The 21,559-nt window shown below is 70.8% G+C and carries 15 protein-coding genes; 12 read left to right on the top strand and 3 right to left on the bottom strand.

The genetic code is table 11. The features are described from left to right. Positions 1-83: 83 nt before the first annotated feature. Entirely contained in the window at positions 84-956 is an 873-nt protein-coding gene (locus ACQPZO_RS18835; RefSeq protein WP_433342721.1) for a DUF6892 domain-containing protein, read from the top strand. A gap of 374 nt (positions 957-1,330) precedes the next feature. Here ACQPZO_RS18835 and ACQPZO_RS18830 read toward each other — a convergent pair whose 3' ends face one another. Next, positions 1,331-2,398 (bottom strand): N-acetylmuramoyl-L-alanine amidase, encoded by a 1,068-nt coding sequence (locus ACQPZO_RS18830; RefSeq protein WP_433342719.1) that lies wholly within the window; start codon positions 2,396-2,398, stop codon positions 1,331-1,333. A gap of 349 nt (positions 2,399-2,747) precedes the next feature. Here ACQPZO_RS18830 and ACQPZO_RS18825 point away from each other — a divergent pair, with 349 nt between their 5' ends. The 10 genes from ACQPZO_RS18825 (at position 2,748) to ACQPZO_RS18780 (ending at position 18,945) form a co-directional block, all read left to right on the top strand. Beyond that, on the top strand, positions 2,748-3,254 hold the full coding sequence (locus tag ACQPZO_RS18825) for a hypothetical protein (protein WP_433342718.1): 507 nt from the start codon (positions 2,748-2,750) through the stop codon (positions 3,252-3,254). A gap of 66 nt (positions 3,255-3,320) precedes the next feature. Then, the gene (locus ACQPZO_RS18820; RefSeq protein ID WP_433342716.1) at positions 3,321-3,920 is read left to right on the top strand and encodes a hypothetical protein; all 600 of its coding nucleotides are present in this window, start codon (positions 3,321-3,323) and stop codon (positions 3,918-3,920) included. Between the two features lie 121 nt (positions 3,921-4,041). Further along, entirely contained in the window at positions 4,042-5,043 is a 1,002-nt protein-coding gene (locus ACQPZO_RS18815; protein ID WP_433342714.1) for a LacI family DNA-binding transcriptional regulator, read from the top strand. 525 nt (positions 5,044-5,568) lie between these two features. Further along, a complete protein-coding gene (locus ACQPZO_RS18810; RefSeq protein ID WP_433342713.1) occupies positions 5,569-6,948 on the top strand; it encodes an ABC transporter substrate-binding protein in 1,380 nt (459 codons plus the stop codon). Between the two features lie 82 nt (positions 6,949-7,030). Next, positions 7,031-7,987, top strand: coding sequence for a carbohydrate ABC transporter permease (locus ACQPZO_RS18805; protein WP_433342711.1), 957 nt, complete (start codon positions 7,031-7,033; stop codon positions 7,985-7,987). A gap of 14 nt (positions 7,988-8,001) precedes the next feature. Continuing rightward, positions 8,002-8,889, top strand: a complete 888-nt coding sequence (locus ACQPZO_RS18800) for a carbohydrate ABC transporter permease (RefSeq protein WP_433342709.1) — start codon at positions 8,002-8,004, stop codon at positions 8,887-8,889. Positions 8,890-9,057: 168 nt separating this feature from the next. Continuing rightward, a complete protein-coding gene (locus ACQPZO_RS18795) occupies positions 9,058-10,746 on the top strand; it encodes a glycoside hydrolase family 13 protein (RefSeq protein ID WP_433342707.1) in 1,689 nt (562 codons plus the stop codon). Positions 10,747-10,766: 20 nt separating this feature from the next. After that, positions 10,767-13,652 carry a galactose-binding domain-containing protein gene (locus ACQPZO_RS18790; RefSeq protein WP_433342706.1) on the top strand — a complete coding sequence of 962 codons (2,886 nt, stop codon included), beginning with the start codon at positions 10,767-10,769 and terminating at the stop codon, positions 13,650-13,652. Positions 13,653-13,777: 125 nt separating this feature from the next. Next, positions 13,778-17,443, top strand: a complete 3,666-nt coding sequence (locus ACQPZO_RS18785) for a discoidin domain-containing protein (RefSeq protein ID WP_433342704.1) — start codon at positions 13,778-13,780, stop codon at positions 17,441-17,443. Positions 17,444-17,721: 278 nt separating this feature from the next. Then, positions 17,722-18,945 carry a multidrug effflux MFS transporter gene (locus ACQPZO_RS18780; RefSeq protein ID WP_433351076.1) on the top strand — a complete coding sequence of 408 codons (1,224 nt, stop codon included), beginning with the start codon at positions 17,722-17,724 and terminating at the stop codon, positions 18,943-18,945. Between the two features lie 62 nt (positions 18,946-19,007). On the opposite strand, the gene ACQPZO_RS18775 is transcribed toward ACQPZO_RS18780, so the two are convergent. Further along, on the bottom strand, positions 19,008-19,637 hold the full coding sequence (locus ACQPZO_RS18775; RefSeq protein ID WP_433342702.1) for a CG0192-related protein: 630 nt from the start codon (positions 19,635-19,637) through the stop codon (positions 19,008-19,010). Positions 19,638-19,963: 326 nt separating this feature from the next. Between ACQPZO_RS18775 and ACQPZO_RS18770 the strand changes: the two genes are divergently transcribed. Beyond that, positions 19,964-20,395: an ATP-binding protein gene (locus ACQPZO_RS18770; RefSeq protein ID WP_433342701.1), complete on the top strand. Its 432-nt coding sequence runs from the start codon at positions 19,964-19,966 to the stop codon at positions 20,393-20,395. Between the two features lie 22 nt (positions 20,396-20,417). Here the strand turns inward: ACQPZO_RS18770 and ACQPZO_RS18765 are convergent, their stop codons facing one another. Beyond that, entirely contained in the window at positions 20,418-21,557 is a 1,140-nt protein-coding gene (locus tag ACQPZO_RS18765) for a helix-turn-helix domain-containing protein (protein ID WP_433342699.1), read from the bottom strand. Positions 21,558-21,559: the final 2 nt, after the last annotated feature.

Here is a 21,559-nt window from a genome sequence, read left to right as displayed (position 1 = left end):
TCTAAGGTGCATCCTTAGAGGCTCAGGGCGCAGGCACGCGCCCCAGGCGGGATACAGCCCAAACGGTCAGGTAGGTTGCCTGCGTGGATCCCTGCCTGCGCTTGGCCCTGCTTGAGGCCGACTATCTCAATGACGCAGTCGCCGAGATCCGCGAACGTTCGGTCGAGGAGCTCAAAGCCCGGTATGCCGAGGTGCTCGCGTTGGAAGTCTTGGCGGGCGCAGATCAGGCGTCCTGGACCGACGAGGCGGATCTGTGGGACGCGCTGCCGGACGGCGCCGACGGCACGATCCGGTCGCTGACCGGCATCGAAGGCTTTCCGGAAGTGAACAACCTGTACCTGCGCGAGTCCGAGGTCAGTGATCTCGGACCGCTCACCGCGCTGCCTGCGCTGGAGCTGTTGTGGGTCGGTGTGCCGCCGGACGCGGACCTGACCCCGCTGCTGGCCTGCGATCAGCTCAAGCGGGTGCACATCGGCTGTGCGGCCGTGCTGCACCCAGCGGGCCACGAGGTGCTCGCGGCGCTGGCCGCGCGCGGAGTCCAGGTGGACAACTTCCTGCCTGACCCGGTCAAGGCGGCGGCGCCATTCAGTGATCCGATCCTGAAGCTGGCAGTGCTCGATAGATTGAAGCGCTCGGTCGAGCTGCCGCCGATGTACTTCTTCGACGAGTTCGAGTTCGACGAAGGCAACCTGGCCCGGCTGATGACGGTCGTGATACCCCAGGCGGCGCTTGACACCGTCGAATCCCTGAGCTGGCTCGGGGGTGGGCACCTCACGGCGCACATGGTGTGGCAGCAGTGGGACGGCGAGTCCGACGAGTTCCGCGTCCGATCGCTGGCAGGCGTAGAGGCGCTGCGCAACCTGCGCGAGCTGAAGATCACCCCGCTCGCCGTACTGCCCGAGCACCAGATCGCGCAGCTGCGAGCGCGTGGCGTCACGGTCAGCGAGGCGGACTGAAGCAGCGAGGCGGGCAGCGCCGGGCGCGAACGCACTGACGCGTCGGTGGGTGGACACGCTCGGCTCCGAAGCCTCGGCTGCGGTGTCCGGGGCCGGGGTGTGGCCACTGCTCGTGGCGGTTCTGCGCGATCAGGTGATTGAGATCGCCCGGGACCTGGAGTGTTTCGTTGTCTCACCGGACCGGATCTGTCCCCCCGGGACGCAGATGGCGGGGGCGGCCCGGAGGTCCTCAGCACGTTCGTCTACGACTGGTTGGTCGGCTACCGGCTCGCCCTCGGCAGCTTTGTGCCGCAACCGGCGGCCCTCATCTTCGTCGTCCGGACCGGCGGGTTCGTGCCCGCCGGTCCGGACGTCAGGAAGGCCGATCGGGCAGCTCAGACCCGGGTGACCCGCACCGCGTCGGCGATCACGTATCCGGCGGCGTTGGTCCAGCGGCTCACGCCGACCAGATTGCGGTCGCCGGCGGCAAGGTTGAAGGTGCCGATCGAACGCCACTCCCCGCCGCCGGTGCGCTGGTCCACGTTCACCGTCTGGTTGCCCGCGGCGGTGACCACGACGTGCGGCGCCGAGCTGTTGTAGCCGGCGTCGGCCGGGTACCACACATCGATCCGGTGGTTGCCGGCCGCCGGGATGTTGACCTTGAACCAGGCCGCGTCACTCTCGAGCACCGGGTTGGCGAAGCGGTACTCGGTGCCGTAGCGCTGCGCCGAGTAGGCCGAGGAGGACCAGTTGGCGCTCGCGGTGAAGCGGCCCGCGGTGGCGTTGTCCACGATGGTGCTGAACGCTGGCGGCGTGGTAGCCAGGCCCAGGTGGGCGGCGATGCCCTGGGCGTGCCCGCGCGCGACGGCGGTGATGAAGTCGGCGCGCTTGAGCAGGTTCGTGTCGGCGACCGAGTCGATGAACAGGTTCTCGGTCAGGACCGCCGGCATGGTGGTCTCGCGAAGAACGTGGAAGTTGGCGGTCTTCTGCCCCCGGTCGGTCACCGATCCGATCGACCGCATGCCGGAGAGGACCCGCGGGTGGAGGGCGTTGTGCAGGCTGAGGGCCCCCGAACCCCCGGTGGGATAGCGGTAGCTCTCGAAGCCGGTGCCGCCGCCGGAATTGATGTGGATGCTCACGAAGATGTTCGCGCCCCAGGCGTTGGCGTCGTCCGTGCGGTAGGCGAGGCTGCGGGTGAGGTCGGTCGTGCGGGACATCCGCACGTCGACGCTGTAGTTGGCCAGCAGGATGTCGCGCACCTGGAGCGAGATGGCGAGGGTGAGGTTCTTCTCCTGCAGGCCGTTGCCGACCGCGCCGGAGTCGGTGCCGCCGTGGCCCGGGTCGATGTAGACGCGGGGAAGGGCGGCCTGCGCGCGGCCGGCGAGCAGGGGTGCGGCCAGTACGCCCGCCGCGGTGGCGAGGAGGGTGCGGCGTCGCACGGCGGAGCTACCAAAACTGGACATTGACGCCTCTCGACTGCGGAGTGGGGTGGGGGCGGGCTGGACCTCACGTCACGGCCGACGATTGCTCGGCCCCGACCGGCGTCCCCGTCCACCCGTTGCCGCCGTCACCGGTGGGCCGGGTGTGCGTCCGCCTGGCGTGATCCAGAAGACGTTCTTGGCGAGATCGTAACGACCATCGATGCCTGCGTGAAGAATGTTTACGCGAAATTATCCTGATCTTGGAAGATTCCTACACGCCGAAAGGGCTCGGGCGTCCGTCGGGTTGGTGACCGCATGCTTGCCGTGTGTGACCGGGTGGCCGAGGGTCGAACCGCACTCATATCTCCCGCACGTACGACGGAGGAGTCCCATGCAGCCGTTCGACCTGACCAACGGTGACCAGATCCTCAACCAGAACGCGTTGGCGAACAACGTCAGCGGGTTGAACCTGTCCGTACGCACGGATCTCGGTGCCCGCGTGGAGGCGTGGCGGCCGGGGCCCAGCGTCGTCGGCGACGGGAGGTTCTTCTGCCACGGCTACTCGCTGGGCACCTTCGGCCCGCACAAGTACACCGTGTGGGGTCGCTTCCTGCCCCGCGTGCTGGCCGACGAGTACCAGGCACTCGGGCGGATCGACAACGCGCGGAACGTCGCGGCCCGGGACGTCCTGGTCTGGTGGCTGGGGGGCACGAACGCGTACCACTCCGCGGTGGTGGAGCAGCCGGCGACCCTGCCCACCGGCATCCTGGACCAGGCACAGACGAGGGTCAGCTCGAAGACCGGCACCGGCCCGCTGTTGATCGGCATCCTGGCCGAGGAAGTGAAGCAGCAGTACAAGTCTGCGGCCTACATCGAGGTGTACCGCCGCAACCCGTGAGGCGGAGCGTGGGACGGTCGAATCTGCGCGCGCGGTGGGTGCCTCATCGTCTGACATCATGTCTGCGTGTTCGAGCCCGGCTCGCGTTCCAGGCAGACCTCGACCTTCATGCTGCCTGAGGACGTCTCCGCGTTCAGCGACGCGGTGGCGTCGTCGATCGGAGGGCTCGCGCAGTGGGCGACGCACGACCGGGAATCGGGCGTCGTCCTTCACGAGTCGCTGTCGTCCGCGACGAGGCACGGCTACATCCAGGCGTTCCTGCGTCTACTCGGCAGGGACGGCGGCGTGGTGGGGCCCGCCATCCAGTACCTGCACACGCGCGTGTGGACGACGGACGCTGGCGTCCTCGAAGCGACGGGCGGCCGATACCGGCCGGTCGGGACCCAGCCCGAGGAGATGCAGCCCGGCCGGCTGGCCTTCAAGTGGTTCCCGGAGGCTGAGGCGGACCGCGTGCAGAGGGACTTCGTCGAGTTGGTCGGCCTTGCCTGGAAGGCGCTCAACGGGGTGACCTCCCCGCACCTGGTGACGGCCGCCGGCAAGCCGGTCCGCAACTGGCGTATCGGGCCGGCGGCGAAGGCGTGGGTGCGGCGGGACCCGGGGCGCGTCCTGCACGACGGCGCACTGCGCCTGCGACTCAGGGAACCGGGCAGGGGTGGGACGGCGTGACGACCCCCGGGCGTCCAACCCCACCGGCGGCGGATGTCTCCAGTCGATTCACGTCAGGTGGATGACTTTCTGCGTCACCGTGCTGCTTAGTTTTTGCAGATTGGTGACGTAGCATTGCGGCGTGACGAAGCGACTGACCGAGGTGGCCCGGAAGGCGGGCGTCAGCGAGGCGACGGTCAGCCGGGTGCTCAACGGTCGCGGCGGGGTCTCCGAGTCCACCCGCACCGCCGTGCTCACCGCGCTGGACGTGCTCGGCTACGAACGGCCCACCAAGCTGCGGGGGGAGCGGGCCCGGCTGGTCGGGCTGGTGCTGCCCGAGTTGCAGAACCCGATCTTCCCGGCGCTCGCCGAGGTGGTCACCGGGACGCTGGCCCAGCGCGGCTACACCCCGGCGCTGTGCGCCCGGACCATCGGCGGCGTGCCCGAATCGGACTACGTCGAGATGCTGCTCGACCACCAGGTGTCCGGCATCATCTTCGCCGGCGGGTCGTACGCGCTCGCCGGCGCCTCGCACGACCACTACCGCCGGCTGACCGACCGGGGGCTGCCGGTCGTGCTGGTGAACGCGGGCGTCGACGCGCTGGACTTCCCCCGTGTCTCCACGGACGACGCGGTCGCGGTGGAGCAGGCGTACGGGCACCTGCGGTCGCTCGGCCACGAGCGGATCGGCATCGTGCTGGGCCCGGAGGACCACGTGCCGTCGCGGCGCAAGCTGGCCGCGTTGGCGCGGATCGCCGGCTGGGCAGAACCGGGCGAGCTCGTGGAGCGGTCCAGCTTCTCGATGGAGGGGGCCCGGGTCGCCGCCGCCAAGCTGGTCGACCGGGGCGTCACCGGCGTCATCTGCGCCAGCGACGTCCTGGCGCTGGGCACGATCCGCGCGGTGCGCCGGCTCGGGTTGTCGGTGCCCGGCGACGTGTCGGTGGTCGGCTTCGACGACTCGGCGTTCATGACCTGCACCGACCCGCCGCTGACCACCGTGCGGCAGCCGATCGAGACGATGGGCCAGGCAGCCGTGAACCTGCTGGTCACCCAGATCGACGGCGCCGGCGTCCTGCGCGACGAGCTGCTGTTCGAGCCCGAACTGGTGGTGCGCGGTTCCACCGCGCCCGCCCCCCGCCGCTGATCCGGGCCAGCCCCCGGCACGGGCCGCCCGCCGGCCGCCGTTCCCGCCGCTGACCTGTCGCGCCGGGCGCTGATCGGCCATCCGGCCACCGGCCGACTCCCTCGCCGCTGAGCGACGCTCCGGCCGCCGACCGCTTCTCGCGGTCGGCGGCCGTTTCGTCGTTGCCGGCCCCGAGCGGTGCCGGCCCCGAGCGGTGTCGGCCCCGAGCGGTGTCGGCCCCGATCCACCGTCCGGCGTGGCCCCACCCAGCCGTGAGCGCCAAAAGGGGCAAAACTCTGCCACTCGGGGCAACTCTCGGACTCTGTCCATATCTGTCGTCCGCCAGTCGCTAATTTTCATAACGCGATCGATACCTTGCCGAAATGAGTTCGTCTCGCTACAGTGACTCCACTCACAGCCTGGCCCCGACCGACACGGCGACAGGGGCAGGTCGCCTCACCGATACAGATCAGTAGCAGGGCCGCGGTGCCGGTCACCGCAGCTCAGCGAGCTCATGGAGACACCCGTTCCCGAAGGGATGGACAGATGTCCGTACCGCAGTACCGGAAGGCTGCGGCGTTGGCGCTCGTGGCCGGCCTGGGGCTCAGCCTCGCGGCCTGCTCCACGAAGAGCGACGACGCAGCGAGCGATGCGAGCGGCAAGGTGACCATCACCGTCGACTGCCAGCCGGTCGGCTCCCAGAAAGAGCTGTTGAAGAACTGGAACGACGACGTCGCCGAGTTCCAGCGGCAGAACCCCGACATCGTCGTCAAGAGCGTCAGCGTCGGCGAGCAGTGCAACAACCCGCCGGACTTCACCGCCCGCCTCGCCGGCGGCACCGTGACCGACGTGTTCTACGGGTACATGACCGATCTCCAGCAGGTGCTCGACTCCGGTCAGGCGATGGACATCACCGAGTTCGCCACCAAGGACACGGTCCCGACCTGGGACAGCGTCGACCCGGCGCTCAAGGAGGTCTTCAGCGACGGCGGCAAGCTCTACGCCGTCCCGGTGAAGAACTACTCGATGGGTCTGGTCTACAACAAGGCCCTGTTCCAGCAGGCGGGGCTCGACGCGAACAACCCGCCCAAGACGTGGGGCGAGGTCCGGGCCGCCGCCAAGAAGATCTCCGCGCTGGGCAACGGCATCGCCGGCTACGCGGAGTACAGCGCCGGCAACACCGGAGGCTGGCACTTCACCTCCCTGCTTTACTCCCAGGGCGGGCAGGTGCTGACCCCGGACGGCAAGAAGGCCGACTTCAACAACGCCACGGGCAAGCAGGTCCTGCAGAATCTCAAGGACATGCGGTACGGCGACAACAGCATGGGCGCCCGCCAACTGTTGCAGTGGGGCGACCTGCTGACCAACGCCGGCGCGGGCAAGGTCGGCATGTTCATCGGCGCGCCGGACGCCACCCAGGCGATCGTCAGCCAGTTCCAGGGCAAGTTCCAGGACTGGGCGATGGCCCCGCTGCCCGGCCAGGATGGTGCGGCGAAGGGGACGCTCGGTGGCGGCGAGGGCTACTTCTTCAAGAAGGGCCAATCCCCCGAGCAGGTCAAGGCCGGTCTGAAGTGGATCGCGTACCAGAAGCTGACGCCGGGCAAGGGTCAGTTCGACTACGTCCGGGCCAAGCCGCAGAACTACCCGGTGGGCCTGCCCCAGCCGCTGCTCTTCGCCAACGGCAGCGAGGCGCAGAAGCAGGAGCTCGAGCTGCGCAAGGCGAACGCGAACCTCGACACCGCGAACTTCGCGGCCTTCGAGGCGAACCCGGTGCCGATCAAGGGTGAGCCACGCAACGCGCAGGCGATCTACGCGGTGCTCGACGCCGCGATGTCCGGTGTGCTGACGAACCCGAACGCGAACATCGACGCGCTTCTCTCCACGGCCGAGGACAAGGTCAACAAGCTCCTCGCCGCCGAGGGCTGATCCGATGGTGTGGGGGCCGGCACGTCGGCCCCCACACCCTCCGCGCCGCACCGTCCGGTCACCGAATCACGCAGGAGTTGCCTTGGCGATCACCACCGCCCCGGGGACCAGGAGAGAACCGGGACGCCCCGCCTCGTCGGACCCGGCAGGGCCGCGGCGTGCGAGCTTCCGCCGCAAGGTACGAGACAATTTCACCGGGCACGCGTTCCTGCTCGGCGCCGTGGTCTGCTTCGCGTTCTTCTCCTGGTATCCGATGATCCGTGGCGTCGTCATGAGCTTTCAGCGCACCCGGCGCGGCGTCACGACCTGGGTCGGCTGGGACAACTACGACCGCATCATCGCCGACCCCAGCTTCTGGACGGCCTGGAAGAACACGTTCTTGTTCACGGTTCTCGCGCTCGTGCTCGGGTACGCCGTGCCGTTCTTCGTGGCGATCCTGCTCAACGAGTTCCGCCACGCCAGGGGATACCTGCGGATCCTGGTCTACCTGCCGGTGATGCTGCCGCCGGCCTCGGCGCTCTTCCTCTTCAAGTTCTACGCGTACGACCCCAGCGACGCGGGACTGTTCAACTCGATCCTCAAGGCGCTGCACCTGCCCACCTCGCAGTGGATGCAGTCCTCCGGGATGACGATGCCGGCGATGGTGCTCGCGTCGACCTGGATGAACATGGGCGGCGCGGTACTGATCTACCTGGCGGCACTGCAGAACATCCCCGGCGAACTCTACGAAGCGGCCGAGCTCGACGGCGCCGGGATCTGGCGGCGGATCCGCAACGTGACGATCCCGCAGACCCGGCTGATCCTCGGGCTCTTGGCGATGCTGCAGATCGTCGCCACGATGCAGTTCTTCATCGAGCCGCTGATCCTCGCGAACGGTACGGGCGCGGAGGACTCCGCCACCTCGGTGGCGTACCTCATCTACCAGCACGGGTTCTTCCAGAACGACCTCAACGGCGCCGCGGCGCTCGGCGTGATCATGCTCGTGGTGCTGGCCGGCTTCTCCGCCGTCTACGTGCGGCTGAGCACGAAACAGGATTAGGGCGGGGTGAGGAAATGGCACAGGACTCAGGGACCCGGACCCTCGTCTCCCATGCCCAGCTCAGGCGGGGACGCGGCCGGATCATCTACTGGGCGCTGCTCACCGTCGTCGTCGTGGGCTTCACGCTCGTCTTCCTCGGGCCGCTCTACTGGATGGTCACCGGCGCGCTCAAGTCCGGCCAGGAGATCGCGCAGACCCCGCCGTCGCTGTTCCCGAAGGATCCCCAACTGCAGAACTACGCCGACGCGTGGAACAACCTCGACCTCGCCAAGTTGCTGTTCAACACGTTCTACTACGCGGTGGGCGCGCTGCTGTTCCAACTCGTCCTCGACACCGCCGCCGCGTACGCCCTGTCGAAGCTTCGACCGGCGTTCGGCAACGTGATCCTCGGCCTGATGTTGGCGACGCTGATGATTCCGGCGATGGTCCTCATCGTTCCGCAGTACGTGACCGTGATCGATCTGCCGATCCTGCACATCAACCTGCTCGACTCGCCGTTCGCGATCTGGCTGCCCGCCGTCGCGAACGCGTTCAACATCTTCCTGCTGAAACGGTTCTTCGACTCGATCCCGGAGGAGCTGATGGCGGCGGCCCTCGTGGACGGGGCGACGCCGCTGCGCACGCTGTGGTCGATCATCCTGCCGATGTCGCGCCCCATCCTCGGCGTAGTTTCGATCTTCGCCGTGACGGCGGTCTGGAAGGACTTCCTCTGGCCGAAGCTGGTCATGCCGTCGCCCGAGACCCGGACGGTCAGCGTCGGCATCTACGCCTTCTCGGGCGGCACACCCATGAACGTCGTGATCGCCGCGTCGGTCATCGCCGCGATCCCGACCGTAGTCGTCTTCCTGATCTTCCAGCGGAACATCATGTCCGGCCTGACCACAGGCAGCCTCAAGGGATAGCCCGAAGGCGCGGACGCCCAGCATCGCAGCCTTCGGACGGGTTCGATGAAGGGCCGACGCGCCGCCCCACCACCAGCGCGACCCGCCGCGGCGAACAACGACCGTTCGCCCGACACACATCCAGGTCCGGCGAATCCGCCGACGTACCGACGCAGAAAGCAGGTGCCCGTGCCCACAGCAGACAACTGTCCGTGGTGGCGTGGAGCGGTGATCTACCAGGTGTATCCGCGTAGCTTCGCCGACGGCAACGGCGACGGCATCGGCGACATCGCCGGCATCCGGTCCCGGCTGGATCACCTGTCCGCGCTCGGCATCGACGCCATCTGGTTCAGCCCCTGGTATCCCTCTCCGATGGCCGACGCCGGCTACGACGTCGCCGACTACCGGGACATCGACCCGACGTTCGGCAGCCTCGCCGAGGCCGAGGCCCTGATCGCCGAGGCGCACGAGCGGGGCATCCGGATCATCGTCGACGTGGTGCCCAACCACTGCTCCGACGCGCACCCCTGGTTCCAGGCGGCGCTGGCCGGCGGCCCGGACGCCCCCGAGCGGGAGTTGTTCTGGTTCCGCCCCGGCCGGGGCCCCGGCGGCGACCAGCGGCCCACCGACTGGGTGTCCCAGTTCGGCGGGGACACCTGGACCCGCACCACCAACCCGGACGGCACCCCCGGCGACTGGTACCTGCACCTGTTCGCCCCCGAGCAGCCCGACCTCAACTGGGACCACCCGCTCGTGCGCGCCGAGTTCGAGGACATCCTGCGGTTCTGGTTCGACCGGGGGGTGGACGGGATCCGGATCGACTCGGCCGCCCTACTGGTGAAGGACCCGGCGCTGCCCGAGGTGACCGACGGCGCCCCGAGCCCCTTCGTCGACCTCGATGCGGTGCACGACATCTACCGGAGCTGGCGGCGGATCGCCGACGGGTACCCGGGCGACCGGGCGCTGATCGGCGAGGTGTGGCTGCCGGACCGGGAGCGGTTCGCCAACTACCTGCGCCCCGACGAGCTGCACTCGGCGTTCAACTTCGACTTCCTCGGCTGCGCCTGGGACGCTGCGGCGCTGCGCCGGTGCGTCGACGACACGCTCGCCGCGCACGCCCCCGTGGGCGCCCCCGCCACCTGGGTGCTCTCCAACCACGACGTGACCCGGCACGTGACCCGGTACGGCCGCGACGACACCACGTTCAGCTTCGCCACCAAGCGCGAGGGCGTCCCCACCGACCTGGAACTGGGCACCGTCCGCGCCCGCGCGGCGGCGCTGCTCAGCCTGGCCCTGCCCGGCGCGGCCTACGTCTACCAGGGCGAGGAGCTGGGCCTGTGGGAGGTCGAGGACATCCCGGTCGAGCTGCGCCAGGATCCGATGTGGGCGCGCTCGGGGCACGGCCGGGACGGCTGCCGGGTGCCGCTGCCCTGGGCCGGCGACGCGCCGCCGTTCGCGTTCAGCCCTGACGGCGCGGCGGGGGCGCCGTGGCTGCCCCAGCCCGCCGAGTGGAAGGACCGCACGGTCCGGGCGCAGACCGACGACCCGCACTCGATGCTGGAGCTGTACCGGGCGGCGATCGGCGTACGGCGGGCCGAACCGGGCCTCGGTGACGGGGAGATGCGCTGGCTCGGCTCGCCCGACGGGGTGCTCGCCTTCGCCCGGGGGGCCGCCTTCGTCTGCCTGGTGAACCTGGGCGCGGCCCCGGTGCCGCTGCCCGCGCACGAAACGCGGCTGCTGGCCAGCGGGCCGCTGGAGGGAGACCTCCTCCCGCCCGACACCGCCGTCTGGCTGCGCACCGCCGACACGCCGCCCGCCCGATCGAAAGGAGGACCAGCCGCAGCGAACCACCCTTCCACGGGGGACCTGGCCTGCTGACGAAACGGAGAGCCACTCGCATGGCCCACCACACCACCGGCACCACCGTTGCACCCACCGGAAGACCCGCCCGCGCCGTGCTGGCCGCGTTCGCCGGCGCCGCGCTCGTGGCGACCGCCGTCTCGGTCGTCTCGTTCTCCACCGCGACCCCGGCCCGCGCCGCCGGGCTGTCCCCGTTCGACATCGTCGGCCGTGGCGCCACCGTCCCGTTCGTCGAGCACGAGGCGGAGAAGGCGGCGCACACCGGCACGAAGATCGGCCCGACCCGCTACTACGGTCAGCTGCCGTCCGAGGCGTCGGGCCGGGAGGCGGTCACCCTCGACGCGGTCGGCGAGTACGTCGAGTTCACCCTCACCGCCCCGGCCAACGCGGTGACCTTCCGCTACAGCCTGCCCGACAACGCCGCCGGCACCGGCCGGGACGCCAGCATCGACCTGCGGGCCAACGGTGCCCTGGTCAAGCCCGTCCCGGTGACCTCCCGGTACGGCTGGTACTACGGCGGATACCCGTTCAACAACAACCCGGGCGACACCAACCCGCACCACTTCTACGACGAGTCCCGGGCGATGTTCGGGACCACCTACCCGGCGGGCACGAAGATCCGACTGCAGGTCTCCTCGACCGCCCAGTCGCCGACCTTCACCATCGACCTGGCCGACTTCGAGCTGGTCGGCGCGTCGATCGCCAAGCCCGCCGGCGTCCTCGACGTGGTCACCGACTTCGGCGCGGACGCGAGCGGGGCCACCGACTCGACGGCGAAGTTCCAGGCGGCGGTCGACGCCGGCAGGGCCCAGGGCAGGGCGGTCTGGATTCCCGCCGGCACCTTCACCCTCTGGGACCACGTCGTCGTCGACGGGGTGACCCTGCGCGGCGCGGGCCCGTGGTACTCGGTGCTCGGCGGCCGGCACCCCACCGACCGCAAGCGCGCGGCCGGCATCTACGGCAAGTACGTCCCCGGCGGCGGGTACACGGGGGAGATCCGGCCGCACGAGGCCGGCGGCCCCAGCCGCAACGTCACCCTGCGCGACTTCGCGATCATCGGCGACATCCGGGAGCGGATCGACGACGACCAGGTCAACGCCATGGGCGGCGCGATGACCGACTCGGTGGTCGACAACGTCTGGATGCAGCACACCAAGGTCGGTGCCTGGATGGACGGCCCGATGGACAACTTCACCATCCGCAACAGCCGGATCCTCGACCAGACCGCGGACGGGGTGAACTTCCACTGGGGGGTCACCAACTCGACGGTGACCAACACGTTCGTCCGCAACACCGGCGACGACGCCCTCGCGATGTGGGCGCAGAGCGTGCCGAACGTGAACAACTCCTTCACCCGCAACACCATCGGCGTCACCATCCTGGCGAACCACCTGGTCAGCTACGGCGGCCGGGACATCAGGATCACCGACAACGTGACGGCCGACTCGGTGACCAACGGCGGCGGCATCCACGTCGCGAACCGCTACCCCGGGGTGCAGGGCGCGACGGCGGTCAAGGGCACCTGGACGATCGCCCGCAACACCCTGATCCGCAACGGCAACTCCGACTACAACTGGAACTTCGGCGTCGGCGCGATCTGGTTCTCCGCGCTCAACGAGGCGATCCAGGGCGCGACGGTGAACGTCACCGACACCGACATCCTGGACAGCTCCTACGCGGCGCTGCACTGGATCGAGGGGCAGAGCAGCGGGATCAACCTCAACAACGTCCGGATCGACGGCGCCGGGACGTACGCGCTCCAGGTGCAGGCGCCGAGCCAGGTGTCGTTCACGGGCGTGCGGGCCACCGGGATCGCGCAGAGCAACCCGATGCACAACTGCGTGGGCGGCGGCTTCCAGATCAGCCAGGGCGCCGGCAACTCCGGCTGGTACACCGCCACCCCGTACTGCGGGCCGTGGCCGACGCCGCAGTGGGGCAACGGGCCGACCACCCCGCCCACCGGAACCCCGACCACCCCGCCGCCCACCACCGCCCCGCCCACCACGCCGCCGCCGACCACGCCGCCCCCCACCACGCCGCCGCCCACCGGCGGGAACCTGGCCCAGGGCCGGCCGGTGGCCGCGTCGAGCGCGTCGCAGAACTACGTGGCCGGCAACGCGGTCGACGGCAACCCGGCCAGCTACTGGGAGAGCGCCAACGGCGCGTTCCCGCAGACGCTCACGGTCGACCTCGGCGCGGCGGTGAACACCGACCGGGTCGTGCTGAAGCTGCCGGCCGGCTGGGAGACCCGGTCCCAGACCCTCGCGGTCGCCGGCTCGACGGACGGCTCGGCGTACTCGACGCTGGTCTCCTCGGCCGGGTACACGTTCGACCCGGCGGCCGGCAACGCCGTGTCGATCGGCCTGCCGGCGGGCAGCCGGCGGTTCCTGCGGCTGACCTTCACCGGCAACACCGGGTGGCCGGCGGGCCAGCTCGCCGAGTTCGAGGTGTACGGGGGCACGCCCCCGCCCACCACCCCGCCACCCACCACCACCCCGCCGCCCGCCGGGAACCTGGCGCTGGGGCGTCCGGTCAGCGAGACCAGCCACGCCGACGTGTACGGCGGCGGCAACGCCGTCGACGGCAACGCCAACACGTACTGGGAGAGCGCCAACAACGCCTTCCCGCAGTCGCTGACCGTCGACCTGGGCGCCGTCCGGTCGGTGTCCCGGGTGGTGCTGAAGCTGCCCCCGGCGACCGCGTGGCAGACCCGTACCCAGACGGTCGCGGTGCTCGGCTCCACCGACGGCTCGTCGTACACCACGCTCAAGCCCTCCGCCGGCTACGCGTTCAACCCGGCGAGCGGCAACACCGTGACCGTCACCTTCCCCGCCACCACCCGGCGGTACGTGCGGGTGACCGTCACCGGCAACACCGCCTGGCCGGCCGGGCAGCTCTCCGAGTTCGAGGTCCACTCCGCCTGACGGCGCCAGTCTCCGGGCCGGCCGGCCGTCTTCGCGACCCGGCCGGCCCGGCAGCCCCACCCCGCCGCGGCATCCCCCGGTCAGCGGCGGGCACCACCACCCCCGAGAGAAGGTGCAGCTCCGCCATGCCCGGAAACAGCACGAGACGACGTACCCCCAGCCGGTGGCTGACCGCCGGCCTGCTGGCCACCGGACTGCTGGTCTCCGGTGTCCCCGCCCCGCCCGCCGCCGCGTCGGCCGCCCCGGTCGGGTCCCGCGGTGGTGCCGCGCCGGCCGCCGCGCCGGCGCCCGCGACCGCGGCGGCCCTCGCCGGGATCTCCGCCACCATGACCGCCAGCAGCGTCAGCCAGAACTACGGCCCGGGCAACGCCAACGACGGCAACCCGGACACCTACTGGGAGAGCGCCAACAACGCCTTCCCGCAGTGGCTCCAGGCCGACCTCGGCGCCACCGTCACCGTGGACCGGCTGGTGTTGAAGCTGCCGCCGGCCGCCGCCTGGCAGACCCGCACCCAGACGCTGTCCGTGCAGGGCAGCACGAACGGCTCGTCCTTCACCACCCTGAAGGCGTCCGCCGGGTACACCTTCGACCCGGCCACCGGAAACACGGTGACCATCACGTTCGCCGCCGCCAGCAGCCGGTACGTCCGGCTCAACCTCACCGCCAACACCGGCTGGCCCGCCGGCCAGGTCTCCGAGTTCGAGCTGTACGGGCCGGCGGCCGGGGACACCCAGGCACCGAGCGCACCCGCCAACCTGGCCTACACCCAGCCGGCCGGCGGGCAGATCAGACTGACCTGGACCGCCTCCACCGACAACGTGGGGGTGACCGGCTACGACGTCTACGCCAACAACGCGCTGCGCGGCAGCGTCGCCGGCAACGTGCTGACCTACACCGACAACCAGCCCGCCGGCGCCACCGTCTCGTACCACGTGCGGGCGCGCGACGCCGCCGGCAACCAGTCGGCGAACAGCAACACGGTGACCCGCACCGGCAGCGGCACCGGCGGCACCAACCTCGCCGTCGGCAAGCCGATCACCGCCTCGTCGTACGTGCACACGTTCGTCGCGACCAACGCCAACGACAACAACGCGGCGACGTACTGGGAGAGCAACGGCCAGCCGGGCACCCTGACCGTGCAGCTCGGGGCGAACGCCGCCGTCAGCTCCGTGGTGCTGAGGCTGAACCCGGACTCGTCGTGGGGCCCCCGCACCCAGACGGTGCAGGTGCTCGGCCGGGAGCAGAGCGCCTCGGCGTTCACCAGCCTGGTCGGCTCGGCCGGCTACACCTTCAACCCGGCGTCGGGCAACACGGTGACCATCCCGGTCTCCGCCACCGCCGCCGACGTGCGGCTGACCTTCACCACCAACTCCGGCGCCCCGGGCGGCCAGGTGGCCGAGTTCCAGGTCATCGGCACGCCGGCCGCCAACCCGGACCTGACCGTCACCGGCCTGTCGGCCAGCCCGGCCAACCCCACCGAGACCGACGCCGTCACCGTCTCCGCCACCGTCCGCAACGCCGGCACGGCGGCCTCCGCCGCGACCAACGTCAACCTCTACCTGGGCGGCGTACGGGTCGGCACCGCCGCCGTCGGCACCCTCGCGGCCGGCGCCTCGACCACCGTCACGGCGAACATCGGGGCCCGCGCGGCGGGCAGCTACCCGCTGAGCGCCAAGGTCGACGAGGCCAACGCCGTCATCGAGCAGGACGAGACGAACAACAGCTACACCAGCCCGTCCCCGCTGGTGGTCAGCCCGGTCGCCAGCTCGGACCTGGTCGCCCAGTCGGTCGACTGGACGCCCGGCAACCCGTCGGCGGGCAACACCGTCACCTTCTCCGTCGCCCTGCGCAACGCGGGCACCGTCGCCTCGGCGGGCGGGGCGCACGGCATCACGCTGACCGTGCTCAACGGCACCGGAGCCGTGGTCCGCACCCTGACCGGCTCGTACTCCGGCGTGATCAACGCCGGGGCCACCGTCGGCCCGGTCAACCTGGGCACCTGGACCGCCGCGAACGGGAAGTACACGGTGCGGGTGGCGCTCGCCGTCGACGCCAACGAGTTGCCGGTCAAGCAGCAGAACAACACCAGCGAACGGCCGTTGTTCGTCGGGCGGGGCGCCAACATGCCGTACGACATGTACGAGGCCGAGGACGGCGTGGTCGGCGGCGGCGCGGCCGTGGTCGGGCCGAACCGGGACATCGGCGACCCGGCCGGCGAGGCGTCCGGGCGGCGGGCGGTCACCCTCAACACCACCGGCAGCTACGTCGAGTGGACCACCCGGGGCAGCACCAACACCCTGGTCACCCGCTTCTCCATCCCGGACGCCCCGGGCGGCGGCGGGATCAACTCCACGCTGAACGTCTACGTCAACGGCACCTTCCACAAGGCCATCGACCTGACCTCCCGGTACGCCTGGCTCTACGGGGCCGAGGCCAGCCCGGGTAACTCGCCGGGCGCGGGCGGACCGCGGCACATCTACGACGAGGCCAACGTCATGCTCAACTCGACCGTGCCGGCCGGCAGCAGGATCCGGCTCCAGAAGGACCCGGCGAACACCACCACGTACGCGATCGACTTCGTCAACACCGAGCAGGTCGCGCCGATCGCCAACCCGGACCCGGCGAAGTACACCACGCCGGCCGGCTTCACCCACTCCGACGTGCAGAACGCCCTGGACCGGGTGCGGATGGACACCACCGGCAACCTGGTCGGGGTCTACCTGCCCGCCGGCAACTACTCGACCGCGTCGAAGTTCCAGGTGTACGGCAAGGCGGTCAAGGTGACCGGCGCCGGCCCCTGGTACACCCGCCTCAACGCCCCGTCGGGCCAGGACAACACCGACATCGGCTTCCGCGCCGAGAACTCGGCGGCCGGCTCGTCCTTCGCGAACCTCGCCTACTTCGGCAACTACACCTCGCGGATCGACGGCCCGGGCAAGGTGTTCGACTTCTCCAACGTGTCGAACATCGTGATCGACAACATCTGGAACGAGCACATGGTGTGCCTCTACTGGGGCGCGAACACCGACTACATGACCATCAAGAACTCCCGGATCCGGAACATGTTCGCCGACGGCATCAACATGACCAACGGGAGCACCAACAACCTGGTCAGCAACAACGACGCCCGGGCGACCGGCGACGACAGCTTCGCGCTCTTCTCGGCGATCGACGCGGGTGGCGCCGACATGCGGGACAACATCTACGAGAACCTGACCTCCACCCTGACCTGGCGGGCCGCCGGGGTCGCCGTCTACGGCGGCTACGCCAACACGTTCCGCAACATCTACATCGCGGACACCCTGGTCTACTCGGGCATCACGATCAGCTCGCTCGACTTCGGATACCCGATGAACGGCTTCGGGGCCGACCCGCCCACCAGGTTCGAGAACATCTCGATCGTGCGGGCCGGTGGGCACTTCTGGGGCGGGCAGACCTTCCCGGCGATCTGGGTCTTCTCCGCCTCGAAGGTGTTCCAGGGCATCCGGGTCAGCGACGTCGACATCGTCGACCCGACCTACAGCGGCATCATGTTCCAGACCAACTACGTCGGCGGTCAGCCGCAGTTCCCGGTCAAGGACACGATCTTCACCAACATCTCGATCAGCGGAGCCCGAAAGAGCGGGGACGCGTTCGACGCCAAGTCCGGCTTCGGGATCTGGGTGAACGAGATGCCGGAGGCGGGTCAGGGCCCGGCCGTCGGCTCGGTCACCTTCAACAACCTGCGGATGAGTAACAACGCCCAGGACGTCAGGAACACCACGTCCACCTTCACCATCAACCGGAACTGACCCCACCAGCGCCGGGCGCCGCCGGAGGGTACGACCCTCCGGCGGCGCCCGGTCACGTACCGTTCCGGGATCCGGCGCCGATCGTCACCGACGGTGACCTCTGTCACCTCCGGGGAGGCGGGGGGAATCAGCTCGGCAAATCCGGGTTTGCAGCCAGGTGTGACTGCTGAACCGATCCCCGCCCGGCGCTGCGCCCACCGGTCGGAGCCGTCCCGGTGACCGCCACCGCTCTCGACGCCTCCCGGGCGCCGGCGACGCCCCGGATGCCGGGCGACCTGATGAGCCGGCGGCAGCGCCTGCGACTCGTCCTCGTCCTCGGCTCGCTGATCGCGGTGGGCCCGCTGACCATCGACATGTACCTGCCCGCACTGCCCGCGCTCGTCACCGACTTCGACACCACGTCGGCGGCGGTCCAGATGACCCTCACCGGCACGCTGGCGGGCCTCGCCCTCGGCCAACTGGTGATCGGCCCGCTGTCCGACGCCGTCGGGCGACGCAAGCCCCTGATCGCCGGCATCGCGCTGCACGTCGTGGCCTCGTTGCTCTGCGTCGTCGCGCCGAACATCGCGGTCCTCGGCGCGCTGCGGGTGGTGCAGGGACTCGGCGTCGCCGCCGCGTCGGTGGTCGCGATGGCCGTGGTCCGCGACCTGTTCGACGGCACGGAGTTCGCCCGGCTGCTGTCCCGGCTGCTGCTGGTCATGGGCGCGGCGCCGATCCTCGCGCCGACCCTCGGCAGCGGGCTGCTGCGCTGGACGGACTGGCGCGGCGTGTTCGTCGCCCTGGCCGCCTTCGGTGTGCTGCTCGTCGTGGTCGCCGCGCTCGGCCTGCGCGAGACGCTGCCGGTCGAACGGCGCCGGCGCGGCGGGGTGCGCGCAACGGCCCGGGTGTACGGCTCGCTGCTGCGGGACCGCACGTTCGTCGGCCTGGTCCTGGTCGCCGGGCTGGCCATGGCGGCGCTGTTCGCGTACGTGGCCGGGTCGTCGTTCGTCCTGCAGGAGCAGTACGGGCTGAACGAGCAGCAGTTCGGGCTGGCCTTCGGCGCGGGCGCGGTCGGCCTGATCGCGGCGACCCAGGGCAACGTGCGACTGTTGCGCCGCTACTCGCCACAGCGGATCCTGGTGGTCGCCCTGGCCGTGGGGACCGTGGCCGGGCTCGCGATGCTCGCCTTCGCCGCGACCGGGTTCGGCGGGCTGCCGAGCCTGCTGGCGTCGCTGTGGGTGGTGCTGGCGGCGGCGGGTCTGGCGATGCCGAACGCGCCGGCCCTGGCCCTGTCCCGGCACGGCGAGGCGGCCGGCACCGCCTCGGCGCTGCTCGGCGCGGTGCAGTTCGGCGTCGGCGCGCTGGCCGCGCCCCTGGTGGGCGCGCTGGGCACCGGCGCGGTGGCGATGGCCGTGGTCGTCGCCGGCGGCATGGTGGCGGCGACGGTGGTGCTGCTGCTGGTGGTGCGCCCGGCCCGGCTCGCCGAGCTGGAGCCGGACGGGGTGGTCGTGGCGGCGCACTGAGCCATCGGGGCCGCGCGCCGGCCGGGGGAGTACCCGACGACGCCGCGGCCCCGTGGCGGCGGTCAGCGCAGGGCGGCGTACGCCAGCGGCACGGCGGGTTGGTCGGCCCACGTCCCGGTCAGCCGGTGCCCGGTCAGGCCGGTGTCGGCACCGAGGCAGCGGACGACGGCCAGCTCGACCGGGCCGGCGACGATCCGGGTCGGGTCGCCGTCCTCGACCCGGTCGACCGGACCGATCGCCGGGACGTCGGCCGGCCGGGGGCCGTCGGCGGCGACCGCCATGCTGGGCGCCCGGTGTTCGCGCCGGCCGTCCACCTCGACGTACTCCTCCGCCTGGGCGCCGTCGGTGAGGACCGCCCGGGCCAGGGCCGCGGCGTAGACCGGGTCGCCGCAGGCGTCGTACACCCAGCGCCGGCCCAGCACCGAGTGCTCGCAGGTCCCGACGAGCCACGCCTCGGCGCCGCCCAGCGGCGTGCCCCGGTAGGTCAGCGGCACCTGGTGCACCGGTCCCGCCCCGGCTCGGACCAGCATCGTCTCGATCCCGACCGCTCCGGCGGGGTCGTCGAACCGGTACGCCGCGACCCGTTCGACCGCGCCCCCGTCGGCCCCCCGGAACCAGGGGCGGCCGGGGAGCCAGGTCGCCAGGAGTTCGAGCTTCGTGGGGCGCAGTTCCGCCCGGTGCAGCAACGCCATACCCGGATCATAGGAGCGTCGGGCCGATCCCTGGCCGCCGCCCGGCGGTGAGGACGCGCCCGTAACCGTCAACGTGCCCGTAACCGTCAACGGGCGGGGAGCCGGTGCGGGCCGGGCCGGGCGGCATTGCATCGAACGCGGCAACTGGACCGGCCCGGTCGCTTCGACGCGAGCTGCCGTGCGGGCCCGGCGGGCGTAGCGATGGTGGGTGCGCCGCTGCCCTGCCGGCCGTGCCACACTGAGGACGTCAGCCGCCGGTCGGCGGCGACCCGATGGGCGTCGGACGAGGACCCGCTCACCGCCTGCCCTCGCCTCTGGAGCGCCTGTTGCCGCCGGATTCTGCGCTTTCCGTCTCCCGTCACTGGCCGTTCCTGGCGACCCTGCCCGTGCTGCCCAACGCCGGCAGCGCGAGCGCGGAGGGACGCCGCTTCGTCGCCGAGCACCTGCACCGGTGGCGGGTGCCGGACCTGGTCGCCGACACCGCCGTGCTGCTGACCAGCGAGATCATCACCAATGCCGTGCGGTACGGACCGCCCCCGCTGTGCCTGCGGTTGGGCCTGCGCGCCGACCAGGTCCGGGTGGAGGTCACCGACTCGAACCCGGTGCTGCCGGTGCTGGCCCGCCCGGACCTCAATGCACTCGGCGGGCGGGGCATGTGGCTGATCGACACCCTCGCCGCAGCCTGGGGCTGCCACCCGGATCCCGAGGGCAAGATCGTCTGGTGTGAGGTGCGCGTCCCCGCCCCCGACGGCAGCTAGGCCCGCGCCCGCGATCGTCACGTCAGTCCGCGTTCGGTGGCCGCACCCAGCCGCGAAGCGCCGCCTGCAGTCCGGCCTGGAATCGGGTCTGGGCGCCAAGCTGGTCCATCAGGCTCCGGACCCGGCGTTGCAGTGTGCGATAGGAGAGCCCGGTCTGGCGGCTTATCGCCTCGTCGCCCAGGCCCGCGGCGAGCAGCGACACCAGGGTGGCCTCGAACGGGGTGGGCACGGCTCGCGCCGGGATGAGGTCTTCCGGGCTCGGGTCCGCCGCGCCGAGCTTCGGCAGCGGAGGCAGCGGCACCGCCTGCCGCCATAGGGCTTCGAACAGCGATTGCAGGGCGTCGAGCAGCTCCGAGGGGCGAACGATGGCAGAGGCATGGATGGTGTGATGTTTGGTTTGCAGGGCCACCAGGGCGAGCTGGCCATCGACGAGGTACATCTTGACCGGTACTCCGGATGCCACCCGGGCACGCTCGCCCGCGGCGGCGACCGACTGGTAGTGCCCTGACCACCAGCCGGGGATGTCCAGGGTGGCCCGGTCGTAGACCACCCGGAAGTTCACGCCCTTGGCGAGCGCGTCGAGCTCGTTCTGGTTGGTGGCGAGGGGATCGTCGAGGTAGGGCGGCCGGTCGAAGGCACACATTTCCCGTCGCGCGGCGCGCATGAGGCGCTGGCCGCGCTCGTGGACCGCCTGCTGGCCGACGACGATCTCGACCAATCCGGCGGGATGCTGGGTGGACAGCACACGATGGTACGCCTCGTCGAGCTGCAGGGCGGTGGCCCGGACCAACTTGAGTTCGGCTTCCTTGCGCAGGATCAGCGCCTCCAGGGCAACGTCCGGCGGCGCGGGCGGGTACCGCACGACGGGTCCGGGCACCGGACGGACCAGATCGAGCTCTTCGAGTGCGGCCAGGGCGTCGTGGATCTGTTGTGGCGTCAGCCGCGTCATCTCGCCGAGGTCGTCGACCGACGCGCTGGGCTGGCGAATCAGCGCCTGGTAGACGAGCTGTTCGGTGCCGTCGAGGCCAAGGGCGTCGAGCATGTATTGATCATGCCTGGTCAGGTCGGCACCGTCGTTGGCGGGTTCACGCCAGCGGCGTGAACGCGCCGCGCCCAGCGCTTCCCTGCTGGTGGCGCGTTGCTCGATCCTCAGACCCACCATCC

The organism is Micromonospora sp. CA-111912 (assembly GCF_050948415.1).
GTDB lineage: Bacteria > Actinomycetota > Actinomycetes > Mycobacteriales > Micromonosporaceae > Micromonospora.
The sequence above is the reverse complement of the archived record's forward strand: the minus strand, read 5'-3'. Positions and strand labels throughout refer to the sequence as shown.

Excerpts from the sequence above, each read along its gene's own strand:
- ACQPZO_RS18830 (WP_433342719.1), bottom strand. The coding sequence starts at position 2,398 with ATGTCCAGTTTTGGTAGCTCCGCCGTGCGACGCCGCACCCTCCTCGCC.
- ACQPZO_RS18825 (WP_433342718.1), top strand. The coding sequence starts at position 2,748 with ATGCAGCCGTTCGACCTGACCAACGGTGACCAGATCCTCAACCAGAAC.
- ACQPZO_RS18810 (WP_433342713.1), top strand. The coding sequence starts at position 5,569 with ATGTCCGTACCGCAGTACCGGAAGGCTGCGGCGTTGGCGCTCGTGGCC.
- ACQPZO_RS18800 (WP_433342709.1), top strand. The coding sequence starts at position 8,002 with ATGGCACAGGACTCAGGGACCCGGACCCTCGTCTCCCATGCCCAGCTC.
- ACQPZO_RS18790 (WP_433342706.1), top strand. The coding sequence starts at position 10,767 with ATGGCCCACCACACCACCGGCACCACCGTTGCACCCACCGGAAGACCC.
- ACQPZO_RS18785 (WP_433342704.1), top strand. The coding sequence starts at position 13,778 with ATGCCCGGAAACAGCACGAGACGACGTACCCCCAGCCGGTGGCTGACC.
- ACQPZO_RS18780 (WP_433351076.1), top strand. The coding sequence starts at position 17,722 with ATGAGCCGGCGGCAGCGCCTGCGACTCGTCCTCGTCCTCGGCTCGCTG.
- ACQPZO_RS18775 (WP_433342702.1), bottom strand. The coding sequence starts at position 19,637 with ATGGCGTTGCTGCACCGGGCGGAACTGCGCCCCACGAAGCTCGAACTC.
- ACQPZO_RS18765 (WP_433342699.1), bottom strand. The coding sequence starts at position 21,557 with ATGGTGGGTCTGAGGATCGAGCAACGCGCCACCAGCAGGGAAGCGCTG.